Annotated in this window: 9 protein-coding genes and 3 pseudogenes; 5 read left to right on the top strand and 7 right to left on the bottom strand. The window is 70.8% G+C overall.

Going from position 1 to position 21,062, the window contains the following annotated elements:
* Window positions 1-1,294: pseudogene (locus B9S58_RS24830) on the bottom strand (PBS lyase); the annotation flags it as partial.
* 307 nt (window positions 1,295-1,601) lie between these two features.
* Window positions 1,602-2,492: a non-homologous end-joining DNA ligase gene (gene ligD / locus B9S58_RS24835; RefSeq protein ID WP_103534288.1), complete on the bottom strand. Its 891-nt coding sequence runs from the start codon at window positions 2,490-2,492 to the stop codon at window positions 1,602-1,604.
* A 115-nt stretch (window positions 2,493-2,607) separates the two neighbouring features.
* Between ligD and B9S58_RS24840 the strand changes: the two genes are divergently transcribed.
* Window positions 2,608-3,774: a Ku protein gene (locus tag B9S58_RS24840; protein WP_103534289.1), complete on the top strand. Its 1,167-nt coding sequence runs from the start codon at window positions 2,608-2,610 to the stop codon at window positions 3,772-3,774.
* Window positions 3,775-3,904: 130 nt separating this feature from the next.
* Window positions 3,905-5,734: a serine/threonine-protein kinase gene (locus tag B9S58_RS24845; protein ID WP_181009444.1), complete on the top strand. Its 1,830-nt coding sequence runs from the start codon at window positions 3,905-3,907 to the stop codon at window positions 5,732-5,734.
* Here the strand turns inward: B9S58_RS24845 and B9S58_RS24850 are convergent.
* Window positions 5,703-6,542: pseudogene (locus B9S58_RS24850) on the bottom strand (hypothetical protein); the annotation flags it as partial. The gene B9S58_RS24845 and the pseudogene B9S58_RS24850 sit on opposite strands and share 32 nt — an antisense overlap.
* Between B9S58_RS24850 and glyA the strand changes: the two are divergent.
* Window positions 6,526-7,461 (top strand): annotated as a pseudogene (gene glyA, locus B9S58_RS24855) (serine hydroxymethyltransferase); the annotation flags it as partial. The pseudogenes B9S58_RS24850 and glyA overlap by 17 nt on opposite strands.
* 141 nt (window positions 7,462-7,602) lie before the next feature.
* On the opposite strand, the gene B9S58_RS24860 reads toward glyA, so the two are convergent.
* Together B9S58_RS24860 and brxD are read right to left on the bottom strand one after the other, a co-directional pair.
* Window positions 7,603-9,783, bottom strand: a complete 2,181-nt coding sequence (locus B9S58_RS24860; protein ID WP_103534291.1) for a DEAD/DEAH box helicase — start codon at window positions 9,781-9,783, stop codon at window positions 7,603-7,605.
* Window positions 9,780-11,114: a BREX system ATP-binding protein BrxD gene (gene brxD, locus B9S58_RS24865; protein ID WP_103534292.1), complete on the bottom strand. Its 1,335-nt coding sequence runs from the start codon at window positions 11,112-11,114 to the stop codon at window positions 9,780-9,782. Before brxD ends, B9S58_RS24860 begins: the two co-directional genes overlap by 4 nt.
* 153 nt (window positions 11,115-11,267) lie before the next feature.
* Between brxD and B9S58_RS24870 the strand changes: the two genes are divergently transcribed.
* Entirely contained in the window at window positions 11,268-13,076 is a 1,809-nt protein-coding gene (locus B9S58_RS24870; protein WP_103534293.1) for a DUF262 domain-containing protein, read from the top strand.
* On the top strand, window positions 13,073-14,107 hold the full coding sequence (locus tag B9S58_RS24875) for a CBS domain-containing protein (RefSeq protein WP_258044975.1): 1,035 nt from the start codon (window positions 13,073-13,075) through the stop codon (window positions 14,105-14,107). The genes B9S58_RS24870 and B9S58_RS24875 overlap by 4 nt, the downstream gene beginning before the upstream one ends.
* A 45-nt stretch (window positions 14,108-14,152) precedes the next feature.
* Here the strand turns inward: B9S58_RS24875 and pglZ are convergent, their stop codons facing one another.
* Entirely contained in the window at window positions 14,153-17,107 is a 2,955-nt protein-coding gene (gene pglZ, locus B9S58_RS24880) for a BREX-2 system phosphatase PglZ (RefSeq protein WP_103534294.1), read from the bottom strand.
* Window positions 17,104-21,027 carry a phage resistance protein gene (locus tag B9S58_RS24885; RefSeq protein WP_103534295.1) on the bottom strand — a complete coding sequence of 1,308 codons (3,924 nt, stop codon included), beginning with the start codon at window positions 21,025-21,027 and terminating at the stop codon, window positions 17,104-17,106. The genes pglZ and B9S58_RS24885 overlap by 4 nt, the downstream gene beginning before the upstream one ends.
* Between the last annotated feature and the right edge of the window lie 35 nt (window positions 21,028-21,062).

Consider the following 21,062-nt stretch of genomic DNA (forward strand, 5'->3'; position numbering starts at 1 on the left):
CGGCCCAGGTCTTCACCCAGTCCCCGGGCTCGGCGGCCAGCCGGGCGGCCAGGGCGTCCGCGGCGGGCGCGGCGAGGGAGAACAACTCCTCCAGCACATGGGACGCGGCCTCGGCCAGCCGGGGCTCGGGGTCGGAGAGCTGATCGCCGACGAGCGCCACCAACTCCTCGTACGGGCCGCGCCAGGCCCGTATCAGCCCGCCGCTCATCCGCACCGCGTCGATGCGCTGCCGGCGGTCGGGGCTGCGCAACTGGTCGGCGAGCAGCGCCGTGCGGTCACCCACCCGGTCGTCGAGGCCGACGTGCAGGGTGCGCAGCAGATCCGCGGCCCAGGGGGTGCCGCGCCCGGCGTTCTCCTGGGCGGACAGCGACCGCAGCTGCCCCACGAGCGTCGGCGTCGCGACCTGCTCGCCCCGGGAGGTCTCCGCCGCGGCCACCGGCTCCGCGTCCATCTGCTCCGCGTCCATCTGCTCGGAGTCCGCCTGCTCGGAGTCCGCCTGTTCGGATTCCACCGGCTCCGCGTCCGGGTCCGGCTCGTCCCCCTCCGGGGCGGCGTCCCCCTCCGGCGCCGAACGCATCTCGCGCAGCAGTCCCGAGACCACCGGCACCACATCGCCGGGCAGCCCGTCGGGCGCACAGCGCGCCAACTGGGCCAGGGCCGCGAGCCGCAGCCCCGGGGAGTGCGCCAGGGACGCCAGCCGGCCCAGCCACTCCGCGACCCGCCCGGTCAGCGGCCGATGCCGCAGCGCGACCCGCCCGGCCGCCTCCACGAGCGCGAGCCGCACCTCCTCGTCGGGCTCCACCGGCAGCCGCTCCCGCAGCAGCGCGAGCACCCGCACGGGGTGCCGGTGCAGCGTGGCGAGCGCCAGCGGGGCCGCGAGCCGCACCCCGGGGTCCTCGTCGGCGATCAGCTCGACGAACACCCCCGCGCCCGCGGTGACCGCCGCAGCCGCCATCGCGTAGTTCGCGGCGCCCTCGATCTCGTCCTCGTCGATCTCCGCCTCGTCGTCCTCGTCGAGGTCGAAGCCGCCGATGCTGGTGAGCAGTTCGACCACGCTGCCCCGGTCCTGCACCCCCGGATCCACGACCAGCTCGAACAGGAACGGGATGCACGCGAGCGTGCACGCGTACACATCGCCCTGGTGGTGCACCGCGCCGTACATGCCGTCGAGCGCCGTCTCCCGCTCCGCCGGATCGTCGGAGGCGAGCCCCCGCAGGAGCTCCGGCACATCGTCGGCAGGCCCATAGGCATGCTCCATCGAAGCCCAGTCGACCTCGTCGATCCCCGAGAACACGCCATCCCCTCCCCACGACCACGACAGCGCCCGGACCGGCACGCCCGTGGCGCGCGCTGTCCGTCACACCCCTCCCGGCGCGCCCCGCAGAAAGCGCCTGCGCAGAGTGTGCACCACGGCTCCGTCAATCCACCCGCCACTTGTGGCCTTTCCTCGGGCCGTAACGAGGTCATGACCCGGTCAAGACGATTCGGCAGTGAGATACCTGTGAACGGCGGGCGCCCGCCCTCCGGCCGAAGCGTCGCGCCGGGCCGGCCGAGGCGTCGCACCGGCCGGCCCGGCGTGTCACACGGTCCGGCCCGGCGCGTCACACCGGCAGCGGACGCGCCCGCTCCGGATCGTTCAGCGGGGCGAGCAGATCGCCGTGCAGGTCCAGCCGGGCGGCCATGTCCCCGGCGCGGAACACCAGGTCCCCGGCCTCCTGGCACCCCGCGATCTCGTCCCAGGTGACCGGAGCCGACACGGTGGGCTCGGGCCTGGCGCGCAGGGTGTAGGGCGTGGCGGTCGTCTTCGCCGCGGCGTTCTGGCTGAAGTCGACGAAGACCTTGCCCGGCCGCAGGGCGCGCCTCATCCGGTGCAGCGCCAGCCCCGGCAGGGCCGCCTCCGCCTCCACCGCGAGCCGCTTCGCGTACGCGGACACCTCGCCGGAGGGAGCGGCCTCCAGCGGGACCAGCAGATGCAGCCCCTTGGACCCGGACGTCTTCCCGTACGCGAACAGCCCGTCGGCCGCCAGCCGCTCCCGCAGCCAGAGCGCCACCGCGCAGCACTCCACGACGGTCGCGGGGGAGCCGGGGTCCAGGTCGAAGACCATCCGGTCGGCGACCTCCGGCGTGTCCGTGCGCCACTGCGGGGTGTGGAACTCCACCACCAGGTTGGCGGCCCACATCAGCGAGGCCAGATCCCGCACGACCACCTGCCGGGCTGCCCGGTCCTCGCTCCGGGGGACGGCGGCGGTGGCCACCCAGGCGGGCGTACCGGGCGGCGGATTCTTGGTGAAGAAGAGCTGGCCGCCCGGCCCGTCCGGGTACCGCAGGAAGGACACGGGACGGTCGCGCAGATGGGGCAGGATCACGCCGCCCGCGGTGGCCGCGTAGTAGTGGAGCACCTCGCCCTTGGTCGTGCCGGTGGCCGGATACAGGACCTTGTCGAGATTGCTGAGCGAGACCCGTCGCCCCTCCACCTCGGTGATCGGCGTCATACGATAAGAATCACACGAAACCATGAGAAAGCTCCCCTAGCAGCCAAAGCGTCTTTAGCGGGCATGGGGTGCTTGGGAAGCCGAAGAGTGTTCGACGGTCGACAAGGGGTGAACGGTGAGGTCCATATGGAACGGCGCGATCTCCTTCGGGCTGGTCAGCATTCCGATCAAGCTGGTCAACGCCACCGAGAACCACTCGATCCACTTCCGGCAGATCCACCTCGCCGACGGCGGCCGGATCCGGTACCGCAAGGTCTGTGAACTGGACGAGGAGGAGATCGAGGCCGGCGAGATCGGCAAGGCCTACGAGGACGCCGACGGCACGATGATCCCGATCACCGACGAGGATCTCGCCCGGCTCCCGCTGCCCACGGCGAAGACGATCGAGATCGTCGCCTTCGTGCCCGCGGACCAGATCGACCCGCTCCAGATGGATGCGGCGTACTACCTCTCCGCCAACGGCGTCCCGGCCGCCAAGCCGTACACCCTGCTCCGCGAGGCCCTCAAGCGCAGCAACAAGGTCGCCGTCGCCAAGTACGCCCTGCGCGGCCGTGAACGGCTCGGCATGCTCCGCGTCGTCGACGACGTGATCGCCATGCACGGCCTTCTGTGGCCGGACGAGATCCGCGCCCCCGAGGGCGTGGCCCCGGACGCCGACGTCACGGTCCGCGACGCCGAACTCGACCTGGCGGACGCCCTGATGGACACGCTCGGCGAGGTCGACATGGACAGCCTCCACGACGACTACCGGGAGGCGGTGGAGGAACTCATCGCGGCGAAGGCCTCCGGCGAGAGCGTGCTGCCCGCGCAGACCGAGGAGGCCGGCGGCGGCAAGGTCATCGACCTGATCGCGGCCCTGGAGAACAGCGTGCAGGCGGCCAGGAAGTCCCGGGGAGAGCAGGGGACCGGGACGGAGGACGAGGGCGAGGACGGCATGGCCGATGTCCGCCCCATCAAGAAGACGTCCGGAAGGGCCGCCGGGAAGAAGTCGGGGAAGTCGTCCGGGCAGACCACGAAGAAGGCCACGCGCCGCACGCCGACCGGCAAGACGGTCACCCGCTCCGGAAGCTCCACGACGAAGAAGTCCGCCCCCAAGTCCACCGGCGCGAAGAAGTCCTCGTCGACGGCGAAGAAGTCCACCGGAAGCGGCGGAAGCGGCGGAAGCCGGACGACCGCGACGAAGACCGAGGCGAGGAGGACCGCGGTGAAGAAGCAGACGTCGTCGAGCGGCGGCACCTCGGAGAAGAAGGCGGCATCCTCCCGCAAACGCGCCTCGGCCTGACAGCTACCCCGGCCCGGGCGGTCGGCCGGCGCCCGGCCCACGGCGTACGGCAGTCGGCCACCCGAGTCCGTCCTGCCGCTGGCGCGGCCCCCGCTCCCCGTTGTCCTACGCCCCCCGTACGCTACGGCCCATGAGCGCAGAGGCCCCCTCGGGACGGGTGATCGACGGCCGCTTCACGCTGGTGGAGCGGCTCGGCAGCGGTGGCATGGGCATGGTCTGGCGGGCCCACGACGAGGCGCTCCACCGCGACGTCGCGCTCAAGGAAGTACGGCCCCCGGACCCGGCGCTCGCGGAGTACGACCCCGAAGGGGCCCGTACGTTGCGCGCCCGGGTGCTGCGCGAAGCCCGCGCCCTGGCCCGGGTCGACCACCCCAACGTGGTCACCGTCCACCACATCGTCGACCCCGGTGAGGAGGGCTACCCGTGGATCGTGATGGAGCTGGTGGCCGGCTCCTCCCTGCACGAACGGCTCGCCGCCGGGCCCATGGAGCCCGCCGAGGCCGCCGAACTGGGGCGCGGCGTCCTCTCCGCCCTCCGCGCCGCCCACGCCTCCGGCATCCAGCACCGCGACGTCAAGCCCGCCAACGTGCTCCTGCGCACCGACGGCCGCCCCGTCCTCACCGACTTCGGCATCGCCGCGATCCGGGAGTCGACGAGCCTCACCGCCACCGGCGCCCTCATCGGCTCGCCCGACTACATAGCCCCCGAGCGCATCCGGGGCACCGAGGGCGATCCGTCGTCCGACCTCTGGTCGCTCGGCATGATGCTGTACGTCGCCGTCGAGGGCCGCCATCCGCTGCGCCGGGCCACCACCCTGGCCACGCTGGCCGCCGTGCTCGACGAGGAGATCCCGCCGCCGGTGAGGGCCCGGGCCCTCACCCCGGTGCTGAACGCGCTCCTCACCCGGGACATCCCCGCCCGCCCGGACGCCGAGACCCTCGACCGCCTGCTGGCCGAGGCCGCGCGCACCGGCGGGAGCACGGCCCCGACACCCACGGAGCCCGTACGGGAACGGCCGGCGTCCGCGCACCCCGGGTCCGTGCACGCCGCCCCCACGCAGGCGGCCGCCGTGTCTCCGCCCGGACCGGGGCCCACGCCGGAGCCCACGCCCGACCGGAGGCCACCGACGTCCGCCGGTCCCGGCGCGCCGGAGGACCGGGTCCCGACGGGCTACGGCCACGGCTCCCCGCAGGCCGTCACCGGCGGCCCCGCCCCCGCCCCCGCGGAGCGCCAACAGCGCACGCTGCGCCGCGTCCGGATGATCGGCGCGGCCTCGTCCGTCGTCGCGGCCGTGGTGATCACGGGCGTCATCCTCTGGATGGTCGACCCGTTCTCCTCCCAAGGCTCCGGGAGCGACGACCGCCCCCGGGACAGGGCGAGCGCGCCCCAGGCCCCCGCCCCGACGCGGAGCCCGGTCGCCGACGAGTCGGACGGGCCCGACGGGCCCGACGGGCCCGACGGGCCCGACGGGCCCGGCGCATCCGACGAGAAGGACGTACCGGAGGCCGAGAACCTGCTGACCCCGGACGGGGCGCGGGCGGCGATCAAGGCGCTGGAGCCGCTCATGGGCGGGACGAAGGTCACCGACTTCAACCTCTTCGACGAGCACGCCTCGGCCGAGGCGCCGCTGAAGTCCAACGCCGCGCTGTACGACCGCTTCAGCTACCGCGACGGCCGGGCGGAGAACGACGAGATGGGCGGCACGCTGATGTCGACGGACACGACGGTCGACCTGGACTCCGTCGACTGGGACGCGCTGCCCGCCCTGCTGAGGACGGCGGAGAAGACGCTCAACATCCCCGACCCGGAGAGCCGTTATGTGATCGTGGACCCCTCGTCACCCTTCCACGACGACCGCCCGGTGCTGCGCGTCTACGTCTCCGACACGCACGGGGGCGCCCACCTCACCGCGTACCTGGACGGCCGGGTCATCGAGAAGCACCCGCGCCCCAAGGGCTGAGCACCGGTTCGACCAGGTCCGGGAGCTGGGGCAGCTCCAGCCCCAGCGGATTCCGCTCGGTGACATAGGTGCAGCTGGTGTACGTGTAGCCCGGCTCGACCCTCGACCCCGAGGAGTAGCTGTCCACCCCGGCGGCCGCGCCCGTGCCGTGCTTGTAGAGGAAGTGGTACTCGCCGGCGGGAAGCCGAAGCCGTGCCTTCGGGTAGCTCCGGCCGCTCGCCTTGCAGGCCTGCCGCGCTCCGGCGGAGGCGCTGTACCGTCCACAGCCGGCGCAGGCCTTCAGCGTGACGGTGCCGGCGACGGGACCGGTGTAGAGCACCTCGACCGCGTTCGGCGCGTCATTGCTGATGACCAGCTCCATCCGGGCACCGCCGGGCCGCTTCGACGCCGGCAGCCGCTTGCCCGCGGCCGGCCGGTCGTCGGCGATCTCCGCGGCTATGGCGATGTTCCGCGCCTGCCGCACCCGCCCGTCGCTCTTGTACGTCCGCGCGAAATCGGTCAGCGTCCTGCGCGCGTCGCCGAACTTCCTGTCCTTGAACTGGTCGACTCCGCAGGCGTACACCCCGTCCAGGACACCCTTGTCGGCATCGGCGCGCAGCGACTTCACGCTCTCGTCCGGGAGTTCGGACGCGGTGGTGCCGAGTCTGCGCAGCACCGCGGTGGCCGCGCACGGATCGGCCCCCTTCACCGCCGCGACCCGGTCCTTGATCTGCTCGCCGATCGCGGGCCCCACCTGCCGCGCGGGGCCGGAATCGGGGAACGTACGCAACAACTCGCCCAGTTCCGCGCCACCGCAGCCCGGTGACGCCGTCCTCGGCATGTCCCTCCCGATGGGCGGCCATCTCACGCACGGCTGGTACGTCTCCGCCACCGGCCGCTGGTTCCGCGGCATCCGGTACGGGGTCCGCCGCGACACCGGCCGGATCGACCTGGACGAGGTCCGCGACCTGGCCCTCGCCGAACGGCCCAAGCTCATCTTCTGCGGCGGCACGGCCGTGCCGCGCACGATCGATTCCGCGGGCTTCGCCGAGATCGCCAGAGAGACGGGCGCCGTCCTGGTCGCCGACATCGCGCACATCGCGGGCCTGATCGCGGGCGGCGCGCACCCCTCGCCCGCCGGCCACACGGACGTCGTTTCCACCACCCACAAGACCCTGCGCGGCCCGCGCGGCGCGATGCTGCTCAGCACCGCCGTTCACGCCCGCGCCATCGACCGCGCGGTCTTCCCCGGCCTCCAGGGCGGCCCGCACAACCAGACCACGGCCGCCATCGCGGTCGCCCTCGGCGAAGCCGCCACCGCCGGCTTCTGCTCGTACGCCCATCAGGTCGTGGCCAACGCCCGGACGCTGGGGGAGCAGTTGGCCGACCGTGGCTTCGACCTGGTCTCCGGCGGCACCGACAACCATCTCCTGCTGATCGACCTCACGAACAAGGACGTCCCCGGCAAAACCGCGGCCGGAGCACTCGACCGCGCGGGAATCGTCGTCAACCACAACGCCGTCCCCTACGACCCCCGCAAGCCCTTCGACCCCTCCGGGATCCGCATCGGCACCCCCGCGCTCACTTCTCGGGTCATTCCCGCCTCCGCGATGGCCACCGTCGCCGGATGGATCGACACGGCCGTCGAAGGGGCTCGCATGGGCGACGAGACTGTGATCAAGAAGGTGCGGGAGGAGGTGAAGGACCTGATGGACGCGTACCCGGCACCGGGGCTGCCGGTGTTCTGACCCCGGGAAGCAGGAAGGGCCCGGGAAGCAGGCAGGGTCTGACGGCATTCCCATCGGCGCCCCTTCGTCTGGCAGGACCCGTCGGCCTACGATCGGAGCTCCCGGCCGGGTCTCTCCTCACGTCTCCCCGCACCCGAAGGTTCAGATGACCCGGTTCGTGAACCTTACGGGTTCGGCGAGAGCCGAGGCCGCCCCGTCCAGATCCGCCATCCGGGCCGAGAGTGTGGCCTCGGCCAGCCGAGGAGGGAGAGCCGCGTTGAACTTCAGCCCTTGGAGGGCCCGGGGGTCCACCACCGGGAGGCACAGGCGCTCCCCGGCGTCGGACTTCGCCCGATGCCATTCCTGCGACGTGAGATCTTCGCGGAGCCGCACATACATGTCGGTGGGACGCTGAAGAGGGTCGGATACCGATGCGAGCGTGGCTGCCAGTGTCGCGTTCGCCTTGTATCCGGCCCAGGTCCACCAGCGAACATTCGTGTCGCGGCCGCCACGCAGCAGCACCGTGCCAACAGGGTCCACCAGTTCCTTCCCCTTGGCGCGCAGCTGATCGAGAGCGCCGTCCGCGCGGCGCGTGAACGCCACCCGTGGTGTCGCGCCGAGCATGACCTCTCGGGCAGCTCGGGTCAGCGCGTAGGACGACGTACGGGAGAGACCCACGCCGCCCCAGCGTGCCTTTCCACCGCCGTCGACCGGTTCGACGAAACAGCGGCGGCGCGACCAGTCGATGTAGGTCACCTGCCAACTGCGCCCGGCGAGCAGGAGACGACGTGGGCCCGCGACCCGCTCCGTCAGCAGGACGGGGTCCGCCGTACCGATCTCCGTGCGTCCGGTCAGGACGGTGAACTCCGGGGCGGCGGTGAAGACAGCGGTCAGGTCCATGAAGTGCCGATACCCGAAGCGTTTTTCCGCTTCGGGTCCGATGAACATCAGACCGGTGTCACGGTTCAGGAACCCGGCTTCCAGCAGATGCCGTACGAGGGGCTCGGACGCGGGGCCGAACGGGCCCAGCCCGCCCCACCACTCCTGCCACAGGCGGTCTCCCACCCGCTGTTCCTGAAGACAGAGCGCGAGGATCTGCTGGGCGACGATGTGCCGGGGTTCCGGCGGAGCGACAATGGGCTCGACCCAGTCGCGTGTCCACAGCAGCAGAAGGGCGGCCGCAGACAACAGTGCCGCCTCGTCGAGGGTCAGGAAGAGGCAGTTGCGTTGGGATCCGGGCCTGCGGCCGGTACGGCCGAGGCGTTGCAGGAAGGACGCCACCGTGCTCGGTGAGTCGATCTGGACGACGCGGTCGAGGTCTCCGACGTCGATCCCGAGTTCGAGTGTGCTCGTGGAGACGATCACGCAGTCGCGGGCGTCGCTGAAGGCCTCCTCCGCACGTCTGCGCTCGTCAGCGGAGAGCGAGGCGTGTGACAGGAAAGTGGTGACACCTTTGGCGCGCAGGCTCTGCCCGAGCTCTTCGACCTGTTTGCGCGACTCGCAGAACACCAGACGCTTCTCGCCCCGGTGCAACGCGGCGATCACCGTGGCCGCGTTGGCCAGGGAACCCACGTAGTCCAGTTGGACATCGCCGGCGGGGGCCGTCTCCGAGGGAGCCGATGAGGGGGTCACCGCAGAGGGCGCCCGGGGAGCGATCACCCGTGCGCCATGATCGTCCAGCTCGTCACGGCAGCGTGCTCCTCGCAGCCACGTCAGCAACTGCTCCGGGTTTCCCACCGTCGCCGAAAGCCCCACGCGCTGGACAGGACGGCCCGCTACGCGTTCCAGCCGTTCCAGCACGGCGAGCAGGTGCCAGCCCCTGTCGTCGCCGGCGAAGGCGTGCACCTCGTCCACCACGATGCCGCGCAGACCGGAGAAGAACGCCGTGTGGTCGACGTTGACACTGACCAGCATCGCCTCAAGTGACTCCGGGGTGGTCAGCAGCACGTCAGGGCGTTCGCGAAGGATGCGCCTCCTGCGGGTCTGGGCCACGTCCCCGTGCCAGAGGGCCGCGGTGCGTCCCAGCCAAGAAGTGTAGGTCTCCAGCCGGGGCAGCAGGTTGTTCAAGAGGGCTTTGAGCGGACAGACGTAGAGAAGGGATGTGCCGGTCCACCTCTCCCGTTCCATACGGGACAGCAGGGGAAAGCACGCCGCTTCGGTCTTGCCTCCGGCGGTGGGTGCGAGCAGCAGGGCGTCCGCGCCGCCGGTCAGCGGCCCGATGGCCTCCTCCTGGAGGGGCCGCAGCCCGGCCCAGCCAAGGGTGTTCACGATGTGATGGACGAGCCCGGGGTGAAGCAGATCGAGTGGATCAGTGGACCCGGCAGGTCCGGACGGCTCGCTCATGGAAGGTCCAGCTCGATCTCGTCGGCGTCGGTCGCCGCCGCGTTGCGCTCGATGTCGCTCATCTCGTTGGAACTCATGGTCAGCGCGTAGTGCTGACGCGGATCGAAGTCGTCGAACTGGTCGACCCGGTCCAGGACGTCACCGACGAGCTTCTTGAGGAACAGCCGGGGCGCGACGCCAACCCGGCCTCCGAGAGCCCCGCCCACCGCGGCGGCCAGCTCCGAGATGTATGCGTCGTCCACGACGGCTTTGACCCGTCCGGAATCGCCGGCACCGTCCGCGTACAGGTCACGGATCGTGGTGCCGAGGCCCACCAGGGACGCGTGGGTGAAGCCGGGAAGCCGCACCTGCACGGCACGCGGGTTGTCGAAGCGGGGGTCGGTGGTGAAATCGGTGGCGAGCCGTTGCGCCAGCGGCGCCAGACGCTGCACGCCCTGTTGGCCTTCGAAGAACGCGGGGGTCCCCGTGATCAGCAGATACAGGCCGGGAAAGCGCCCTGAGTGCACCTCGTCGATGAGCTGGCGCAGAGCGTTGAGCGCCTTGTCCCGTGCGTCCGAGCGGACCCGCTGGAGTGTCTCCACCTCGTCCAGCACGATGAAGAGGCCCTTGTGTCCCGAGTCGCGCAACACGGTGAGCAGGCCCTGGAGGAAGCCGAAGGCCCCGAAGTGGTCGAGGTCGCCGCGGACACCGACGGCCCTGCGGGCCGAGGCGGCCACATGCGGCTGGCCTCCCAGCCAGGCCAGCACGGCGGCCGCGGTTCCTTCGTCACCGGAGGTCAGTGCGGTGCGGTAGCCGCGGAGCGCGGTGGCGAAGGAGGGGGCGTGCCGGGACACCTCGCTGAGCCGTGCCGCCAGCAGCCGTTCCACCTCCCCCGCGAGATCCTCCTCGGCGGCGCCCGCGGACAGCGCGTCCTCCTCCAGCGCGTAGAACCAGGCGTCCACGACGGGGCGCAGCGCGCTCGGGGGAAAGCCGGAGGTCGTCAGTCGCTCGGTGAGACGGCGGTAGACGGTCTCCAGTTTGTGCAGGGGCGTTTCGGTCTCCGAAACCTGGATCTCGGCCACGGCGAAGTTGCGGCGCTTGGCCCGCTCGCCGAGCCACCGGGTGAAGAAGGTCTTGCCGGACCCGTATTCACCCCGCACCGCCTTGAAGACCGAACCACCCGAGGCCGCTGTGTCCAGTTCGGCGTCGACTGCCTCCTCGAACCTGCCGAGCCCGGTGGCGAGCAGATCGAGCCCGTTTTCCGGGACGGCTCCCCGGCGGAGGGCATCGATCACCTCGCGGCGGCGGGCGGCACTGACGGAACCGGTGCGTTCGAGGCGGTCGTTACTCACTCGGCCAGTCTCGCATCCGACCGACCTCGGCGAACATGCGGCTGAAAATCGCCTCAGCGGATCATCGTGAGGGCCGAATGATTGACACCAACGCTATTCCCTTGCTCCTATTATCAGTTGCATAGTTTCGGTCGAAGGTGGGGAATAGGCAACGTGGCGCTCGACAATCCGGACCTCAAGGACGTACTCAAGGACGTCACATCCGGCGCACTTCAGTTGCCGGACTTCCAGCGGGAGTGGAAGTGGGACGACGAGCGGATCAGGGCGCTCATCGCGACGGTGACCCTGAAGTACCCGCTCGGCGTGGTGATGGCGCTGCACACCGGAGGCACTCCCCAGTTCAAGGCGCGAGCACTCAAGGGCGCGGAGGACGGTGAGACACAGGTGCCGGACCTGCTGCTGCTGGACGGGCAACAGCGGCTCACCTCACTTTTCCAGGCGCTGCACCAGGACAAGCCGGTGGAAACCGTCGACGCTCGCGGCAAGGACCTCAAGCGGTGGTATTACGTCGACATCGAGAAAGCGGTAGGGCCCGCGGCGGACCGGGACGACGCGATCGTCTCGGTGCCCGAGGACCGCATTCTCAAAAGGGACTTCGCCCGCAGGCCGGGACGAGATCTCAGCTCCGTCGAGCTCGAGTGCGAAGCCGGCTTCTTTCCCCTCCACTACGTCTTCGACACGCAACGGGTAGGCGCCTGGCAGCAGGAGTTCGTCAAGAATCCGGCCAACTGGCCCGTCTGGATGAAGTTCCAGGAGCAGGTACTGCACAACATGCTGTCGTTCGACGTACCGATGATCAAACTGTCCGCCACCACCACGATGGACGCCGTGTGCGCGGTCTTCGAGCGAGTCAACACGGGCGGCGTGCCGCTCAACGTCTTCGAACTGCTCACCGCCACCTACGCGGGCAATCAGGCACATGCCGAGGAGCACGGCGACTACTACCGTCTCCCGGACGAGTGGCACGGGATCAAGAAGAAGCTCACCTCCGCCTATCCGGTGTTCGGCCGACCCGAGGCGGGGCCCGACGACGGCCTGAGCAGCAGCGACTTCCTCCAGGCCGTCGCCCTGGTCCGGACCTGGGAGGCCAAACGGTCGGGCCGCAGCATCTCGGTGTCCTGCAAACGCCGGGACCTGCTCGAACTGCCGCTGGAGGACTTCCGCCGGCTCGCACCGAGGGTGGCGGAGGCATTCGCCTGGGTGGGGGGCTTTCTGCGGCGCCAGTGCATCGTCCGCACAGCCGACCTCCCCTACCGCACCCAGCTGGTGCCCCTCGCGGCCGTCCGGGCCCTCATCGGCAACGAGACGGACAGCCCGGGAGCGGACGACCGGATCACCCAGTGGTACTGGTGCGGCGTGATGGGGGAGATGTACGGCGGGTCGACCGAGAGCCGCTTCACCCGTGACGTCGAGCAGCTGGTCAGCTGTATCCGCGAGGACGGCAGCGTCCTGGTGCCCGACACCGTCGCCGAGGCCGCCTTCCTCTCCGACCGGCTGGACACGCTGACCACCCGCAACAGTGCCGCCTACAAGGGCATCTACGCCCTCCTCATCAAGCAGGGCGCGGTGGACTGGTACTTCACCGACGGCCCGCTGGTCCCCGACCGGCTGGTGGAGCACGCAGTGGACGTCCGGCCGATCTTCCCCAAGGAGTGGATCACGAAGAACCACCGAGGCCGCGCCGCGCACGCCAACTCGATCGTCAACAAGACCCCCCTCTCCCTGCGCGCCAGCAAGAGCATGACGGGCCCACCGCACGCCTATCTCAAGACGCTCACGCTGGAGTCGGGCGTGCGGCCGGAGTGGTTCGGCGACGTCCTGGTCACGCATCTCGTCGATCTGACCGCGCTGGAGACCGACGACTTCGAGACGTTCTACGAGCACCGTGCCGAGCGGCTGCTCGCGCTGGTGGACTCGGCCATGGGCAAGCGGACCGTCTTCCGCGACGCACAGGACCGGTGAGCGCCGCCATGTCCCAGCACCCCACCGAGGCGGAGCTCCGCGCTCTCAAGGGCAAGCAGATCCCCGTGCTGCGCCTCCTGGCGCTCTTCGGCGCCCGCCTGCGGAACGAGCTGACGGTCCCGCTCATCGAACAGGCACTCAAGGACGCCGGTCTGTCGACCCTCCCGGACTTCGCCACGTGCGGCAGCGGCGCCGACATCCAGATCGTGGCCCGCGCGGCGGTTCCGGATCCCCCCGAGCCGTCCGAGGAGGAGCCGGAGGAACTGCCCGGCGGCGGGCTGCCACAGAATCCCATCAGGATCGGCGACATCCCGGCCGCCGTGAGCGGTCTGTGCTCGGTGACGCCGGACAAGAAGCTCTCCGAGGTCACCTATCTCATGCGGAGCAGGAACTACTCGCAGATCCCCGTCATCGAGGCCGGCTCGATCCTGCACGGCGTCGTCACCTGGCGATCGGTGGTCAAGGCCTACGAGAAGGTGAACCACCCCAGCCTGCCGGAAGCGCTCATCGACCCTCCCGTCGTCGAGGCGCACCACGACTTCTTCTCGCTGCTCCCACGGGTGAGCGAGGAGGGATATCTGCTGGTCCGTGCCAACAACGGATCGTTCAGCGGCATCGTGACCGCGGCGGACATCACCGAGAGGTTCGGTGCGACCGCCTGGCCGTTCTTCGTCATCGGGGAGATCGAGTTCCGGCTGCGCAAGTGTCTCGGCGCGAAGATCGGCCCGGACGCGATCCGTGCCGTCCAGCCCAACCAGGCGCGGATGCAGACGGGCCTGATCACCGACCTGATGTTCAACGGTTACGTGAAGCTGCTGGACGGCGAGCAGCAGAATCCGGCGCTGCGCGCGAAGGCCGACGAGAACTGGAAAGCCCTCGACTGGCGCATGAACCGCATCCAGTTCGTGCGCCAGCTCGACCGCGTCCGGGTCATCCGCAACAGCATCGCGCACTTCGACGCCGAGCCCCTCACATCGCGGCTGAGTGACGAACTGCGCGGCTTTCTCCGTATCCTGCGCGAACTCACCTGAGGGACAGTGGGTGCCGGGCCGCCAGGGCCCGGCATCCGCGCCGGGCTACCGCAGCTCGAACTGTTCCCGCAGAAGCGCCTCGTCCAGTCGTAGCGTCCGTCCGTCCGGCAGCGCTTCCAGCACCTGCGCGCCGTCGAAGTTCAGCAATTGCCGCAGCACGGCTCCGAAACCGTCGGCCCCACTGGCGCGCACACCCGCTCGCTGCGCCAGCGCGGTCACCGGCAACGTGCCACCGGCGTCCAGCAGCGCACGTATGGCCTTCTCCACCTGGAGCAGGTTGGGCTTGCGGGCCAGCACCGTGACCTGTGTAGCGAAGAGTTCGGACGCGAGCAGGTCGTCGACGAGCGCGTCCTGCGGCACCACCAGCCCGACCGAGAGCAGGGCGCCCCCTTCCGCAGGCGTACTCGGGGTGAGTGTGACGTCGAACAGCGCGTCCGGGCCCTTGTCGGCCTGCGGCCGCGTCTTCCTGCGCTGGACGGGCTTGAGAGGAGGCAGAGCCGCCGCTGACGTGCTCGCGGCCGGCCGCGGGTCGAGTGACCACCACGGCGGCTGCTGGCTGCCCAGCTCTCGCCAGCCGCCGGGCGGCTGGGCGCCGAACGGCAGGAACGCCAGCACCGGAATGGTGACCTCGGCCAGGGACGCCCCGCCGTGGTAGCCCGCCCGCCGGTCGGTGTAGCGGGAGTCGGCGTCCCACAACGCCACGATCGCACCCCCCGGTTCCGGTGCGAGGACCCGTGGTCCGGCCAGCCGGATCTCCGCGTCGCCCACCGGCCCCCCGGCCACTCGGTGCCGGGCCGAGAGCGGACGGCCCGCGTCGGTCCGCACTCCGTGCCGGTCCACGACGTGGCCGTGATCACTGGTGAGGATCACCGCGCGACCCTGCTCGGCGGCCAGCCGCAGCAATTGCCGCAACTGCCCTATGTCGTTCAACCGCCAGCTGCCGTCCCCCAGCTTCTGGTCACCGGCCAGTCTGTCGTCCACGGTGTTCAGCACCACCGCGACATGGGTACGGTCCCCGGCCAGCGCGTCACGCAGCCCTGCCCCGAGGGTGCTTCCGCTGCTCTCGCTCCGCAGATCGTCTTTGTGGAACACCGCGGCGTCCGCGCCGCCCCAGAAACGGTGGCCGGGGAACAGCCGCTTCTCGTCCGCCTGGGTGCCCGACATCAGCCGTGCGGCGAACAGGGAGGTCCGGGAGACCGACGTGACGGTCGGAAGCGCTGCGGCCATGCCCCGGCGCCGGGGTGTGCCCTTCGCCCTGGGCAGCGGGTCGTACTCGACCCAGTGTTCGCGCAGTTCCTCGCCCAGCTCGGAGGCGATCGCCGCGCTCATGCCGTCCAGGACGAGCAGCAGGACACGGCGCTCCCCGGCCTTCACCACTGGTGCGACTACCGTCGGCAGGAACGTCTCGACGGTCAGCATCATGCCGGGGTCGGTGCCGTTGGCAGTCCAGGTGGCGAGGAGGCCGGCGAAGCGACGGTCGATCTCGCGCCGCTGTTCGCGTACCGCGGCACAGAGGGTGTTGTAGGCGGAGGTGAGCGAGGGGGCGGGGTCACCTCCGGCCTCGATGTGGTCCAGGGCGAGGTCGACCCAGGCGGTCTCCGCCATGTGGCGGCCGATCCCGGCTTCGACGTGCGGACTTTCCGGTTCGGGCCCGGTGGCCAGCCAACGGGCCAGCCGCTGGGCCATCACGACCCGTCGGATACGGGTCCAGGCATCGGGGTCAGCTGCCTGCCGGTGCTCCTCCAGCGCGTCCACGGCACCGTTGATGCCCTCCGGTCCGCCGTCGGACAACGCGCGCCCCGCCGCGTCGAACAGGGCTTCCAGTCCCTCCGCGAGTACGGGACTTGTGCGGGCAGCCCGTTCCGCACCGAACTGGCGAACCAGTGAGGAGGCCCGGTCGAGCGTGGAACCGGCCAGGCGGCGTGCCTGTGCCGCCGGGTCCGGGGCACCGGTGCGCCCGGTCAGCAGGAGCCCGGAGACGAATTCCTCGCAGCACCGTCCGAATGCCGCCGCCATCGAGTCCAGTGCCTCGCCCCGTACGGGCGGCTCCTCGCCGAACCAGCGTTCGGCCCGCCCACGGGCCCGGTAGTCCTCGGCCTCGGCCCCGGGGCTCGCCCACAGGGCGGCGCAGACCAGCCCGAACGCCACGGCGTCCGGCCCGTGTCCGGCGTCGACCAGGGTGATCAGGGCCTGCCCGGCCGGCCCGGTCCGGTCATCCTTGCCCAGGAAGTCCGCCAGCCCGTCCCGCTCCGGCCTGCGCAGGGCCAGCAGCCGTTCGGGGCCGCCGGGCGTCAGCGACCACCGGAGCAAGGTGTGCACATCAAGGGTGTCGCCACTCGCGAGGGTTTCCGGCGGACCCTCCGCGGCCGGATCGCCGCTGGCTTCCGGCTCGGCCGACGCACCGGCGTCACCGTCGCCCGGGTCGCGGTCGGGGTCGTACCGACCGATGCCCAGCCTGCGCAGAGCGAGCGAGGTCAGGGCGGTGGAACGGGTGAGTATGCCGCCCCCGAGCTGCGGCCAGCCCCCCGGCGGGCTGGCATCCAGCAGAGCTTCGGCTGCCCAGTTGTCCTGTTCGAGACGCGGATCCCTCCCCCTGGCAGCGAAAGCCTCCCGCACGACGTCCCAGGTGTCGACCGCGTTCACCCGCTGCTTGTGCACCTTCGCCAGCAGGTCGGGCCCGAGGTCTGCCTCCTCCCGGTCGGTCAGGACCACCAGGACATCGGGCCCGGCGGCCGCCGGGCGCTGGTGGGCGAGGACCAGTTCGTACGCGGCCAGCGGCGAGGGGGCGCCCACCACCACGGCCCGGCGTTGCTCGCCCCAGGTCAGCGGGGATGGGCCGTCCCACACGGGCTCCGCCCGCAGCAGCACCGCCCGGCGCTTGCCCTGGGTCAGGCCTGCGGACTGCGAGGCCAGGTACTGGGTCACGGTAGCCGTGTTGAGCCGCACCGCGCCGGCCGCGGTGTTCGTCGCACCGGCCGTGCCGGTCGTCGGCCGGTTCATTCCACCACCCGCCAGGTGATCTCGACGGTCGCGTCGGGCTCCGCCGCGGTCAGCCCCGCGAGCTCGGCCTGCAGTTCGGCGATGGCGCGGGCCGCCGTGGTCCGTCCTCCTCCTGACCGACGGGGAGCACGCCCCGGCAGCGGGTGGGTCGTCGGGACCGGAGGCCGGTTCGCTCCGGTGTTCAGGTCGATGTCGTTCGGTGTGGCGGGCCGGTCGGCCGCGGGGGCGGTGGCCGGAGGCGGAGCCACGGGTGTGGCCGGCTGGCTCCGGTCGATCACCGCCACGAGTGCGCTCCGCGCCTCGCCGAGCGCACCCTTCAGATCCGTGGTGCGCTGGTCGGCACGGGCTGCTCCACGCAGCGACTCCAGGACCGCCTCACCCGCCGCACCGTAGTTCGGGGCGAGCCTCAGCATGTCCCAGGCAGCTCCTGCCAGAGCCGAGGCCACCCCCTCGGCCTGCTTGACCGACGCCCCGTAGCGTCCTGCCGACACCTCACCGAGGTCGAAGCCGGCGAAGCCGGTGATGATCTGCTTGGCCCCCGCCGAGCCGCCGGCAGACTCCCGCTCCAGCGTTACCAGCGAGTCGAGCAGGTCCCGCGAACGGCGGGCCAGTGCGAGCCGGCCGCCTTCGTCCGCCTCGTCCAGGCCGAGCAGCACGGAGCGCTTCTCGAGCTCCCGTACGAGGTCGGCCGCGTGCGGCTGGTAGGTCCTGGCCTGGTGGCCGATCCGCCGGGCGAGCAGGCCGACCATCCGGCCGCGCCGCAGCTTCGGCGGCTGCTCCCCGAAGATCTCCCAGAACCGTTGTCCGGCCTCTTCCCAGACTGCTTCGTCCGGCAGCGGCTGGGAGCGGAGTGCGTAGACCGGCTTGACGGCGGACGGCTCGGGCGCCGGGTCGAGCAGGGAACCGCTCTGCACCCACACCCGGTCGTCCATCTCCGCGTAGGCGGCGATGACCAGGTGCGCCAGCAGCGGATCGAGCCCCATGGGAGCCGGCCGGTCGATCCACTCGGTGAGCTGGACGACGCTCAGATCGCCCGGGCCGCCCTCGGTACGGGCCTGGAGGCCGAAGTGGTCCACCCACCGGTTGGAGAGCCGGAAGTACGCCTCCTTCTGCTGCCCGAGGCCGAGTGGCGTGCCGATCCGCCGCATCGCGGACCGGTCCTTGGCCGGGATCTCCGCCTGCCGGTCGCCGGCCTCCGTCGCCGCCCGGATGTGCCCGAAGACCGTGCGGATGTCGGAGGACCGCACTGCCGTACCGGTGTTCTCCGGGTCCAGGTCGGGGTGGGCGGGGAACTGGTGGGCCAGCAGCTTGTCCACGACATGGCGGATCCCGGCGTGCAGCGACATCCCGATGGACACCCGCAGCCCGGAGATGTCCGGCAGCGGCTCGAAGTGCTCGTTGAACGACACGTCGACGTCGCTCGGCTTCTTGTCCGCACATCCGTAGGCCTGTTTGAACGCGGCCTTCACCGCCTTGGTGAGTGAGTCCCGCTGTCCTTCGAGCAGACCCTTGGCGCGGGCCCGGTTGTCGGCGTTGAGGTGCCGCGCGTACACGGTGTCGAAGCGCCGCTGGTCCGCCAGCGCGTAGTCGATCACGACCAGCCGCTGGAAGTCCTTGAACCGGGCGGCGGACAGGTGCGTCGGAATCCAGGCGACGGTACGGGGCCGGGCCCCGGGGAGGGTGCGCAGGGTGCCCATCCGGTTGGCGTCCTCGACGGGCCCCGACTCGCCCTCGTGGTAGGGCAGGTCCAGGACGATCCGCCACAGCCCGTCCTGACCGGGCGAGAAATCGTGGTCGGGGAAGTCGTCGGCGTCCGCGATGTTGCCGAAGACCACCTCCGCCGTGCGCTCCGATCCTCGCCAGACGAGGTGCAACTCGTCCGCGACCAGACGTTCCTGGAGCGATAGCCCCAGCTCCTCCGCGAGCAGCCGCTTGGCGAGGGCCCGCCGGTTGGACGAGCTGTTGTTCACGTCGGCGTTGGCGATGACGGAGTCGACGTCCACCCCGGCCAGCTCAAGCCGCACACCGGGATTGGCGTCCGTGCCGGTCGCCTTGATCTCGGCGAACCGCGAGGCCCACTCGTCGACCTTCGTCCTGATCACCCCGACCTCCGCACCGGGGATGGGGGAGAGGACCGAACCGTGGTTCAGGGCTCCGAGCCGCCGGATGGTCAGGTCCCGCAGGGCGGGCACGCTGGGCGCCAGCGCGGACAGCAGCAGCGTGCACATCAGCCGGTCGTCGCCGATGAAGCCCCGGCACCGGTTGGTCAGCTGCGGATCGGTGATGGTGTCACGACGGTGCCGGTAGCGCTCGATGTCCTCCTCGGTGATCTCGTACGTGGCCAGCAGGTGCGGGCGGAGCTTGGCGCGGTACAGCTTGTCGGCCGCCTGGAACTCCACCTTCAGACTGTCCACGAACGGCTTGTCCCCGCCGTCCGCGATCACGGGATACAGATCGCCGAGTGGGATCAGGTTGTCCAGGGTCGCGGAGTCGCGGTGCGCTGCCAGGAGCTGCCCCATCAGCTTCAGACCGGTACGGGACCGCTGAAGAGCCGAGGAGATGTGCACCAGCGTGTCCATGAACGCGGGCGTGAAGGGGTACGTCAGCCGGAACGACTCCTCGTCCGCGCCCGTCGTCCCCTCATCGGACCCCAGCAGCACGTCCCATACCTGGGGCCCGACCCGCTTGATCTTGGCGAATGCCGCGTCCAGCTTCGCGGCGGCCTCCGGGTTCTTCGGCGACAGCAGCCGGGCGTGGGCGACCTGGGGCAGGTTGCGGTCCTCCAGCGTGATCGTGTCGAAGCGCCCCGAGGCGAGTCGCAGACTGTCCTGGATCGCGGCCTCGGCCGCACCGGAGATCTCCTCGCCGACCAGTTCCCGCAGGTCACGCTGGCGGGCGATGAAAGACACGATCGGCACCGCCCGACGGGAGTCCGCGCCCTCGACGAAGTTCGTGATTTTGTCCGCCTCCCGGGAGACGAACTTCTGGTCGTGCACCCGGTTGGCGAGCCAGAGGATCAGCTCGTCCATGAAGAGGATCAGCCCGTGGTAGCCGAGCGACTTGGCGTGCTCGGCGATCACCGCGAGGCCGGCGTCCAGCGAGATGAAGCCGTGCTCGTCCTCGGCGGCGTTCCGGGTGAAACCGGGGAACCACGTGGCGCACGCGTCGTGCACGAGTTTGGCGCGCAGCTCGGCCGGGGTGCTCGGGTTGACCAGGTCGGGAGCGATCTCGTCCCCGCCCAGTTCCTCGGCCGCGAGCGCGGTGGACAGCAGCTCGGGAGTCCACGCGAACTCGTCGCCCCAGTCGTCCCCGTCGCCGTCGGATGCCTTGGCCCCGGCCTCCGAGTCCGCCCCGGCGAGACCCTGGATGAAGGCCGCGTCACCCATCCGCTCCCGGTGGGAGTGGATGTCCTGGAAGAGGGCGTCGGTCCGGTACACCTGCGGGGTCGGGGCCTGCGGATGGAGCGCCTTGACATGGCTGACGTATCCGCCGAGCACTCGCTGCTCCAGGGACTTGGCCCCGAGCATGTGGTAGGGCACGAGCAGGAACTTCTTGCGGTCGCCGCCCAGCCACTCGTGCTTGCCCAGGACCGGGTCGAAGTCCCTCCGCGCCCGTGCGGCCTCGTCCCCGCGCAGGAGCGCGTGCAGAACGGCCATGAAGTGTGACTTACCGGAACCGAACGAGCCGTGCAGATACGCGGCCTTCGAGGTGTGCCCGTCCAGCGCGGCCTTGATCAGCCCGAGGGCCTCGTCGAAGTTCTCCAGCAGCCGTTCGGTGACGACGTAGTTCCGCAGCGCGTCCTCCGCACCGTCCTCGGTGACCGCCTCGGCGAGCTTGAGCACGTAGTCGGAGGTCGAGATGGATGTCTTGATGTGGAAGACATCCCGGAGGAGGGGGGCCGTGGCGGCTGTCGGGGCCATCTCTGTCTCGCTTCTCCTGGATTTCCTGCGTGTGC

The organism is Streptomyces sp. SM11, assembly GCF_002910905.1.
Lineage (GTDB): Bacteria > Actinomycetota > Actinomycetes > Streptomycetales > Streptomycetaceae > Streptomyces.

Excerpts from the sequence above, each read along its gene's own strand:
- ligD (WP_103534288.1), bottom strand. The coding sequence starts at position 2,492 with ATGACGCCGATCACCGAGGTGGAGGGGCGACGGGTCTCGCTCAGCAAT.
- B9S58_RS24845 (WP_181009444.1), top strand. The coding sequence starts at position 3,905 with ATGAGCGCAGAGGCCCCCTCGGGACGGGTGATCGACGGCCGCTTCACG.
- B9S58_RS24860 (WP_103534291.1), bottom strand. The coding sequence starts at position 9,783 with ATGAGCGAGCCGTCCGGACCTGCCGGGTCCACTGATCCACTCGATCTG.
- pglZ (WP_103534294.1), bottom strand. The coding sequence starts at position 17,107 with ATGAACCGGCCGACGACCGGCACGGCCGGTGCGACGAACACCGCGGCC.
- B9S58_RS24885 (WP_103534295.1), bottom strand. The coding sequence starts at position 21,027 with ATGGCCCCGACAGCCGCCACGGCCCCCCTCCTCCGGGATGTCTTCCAC.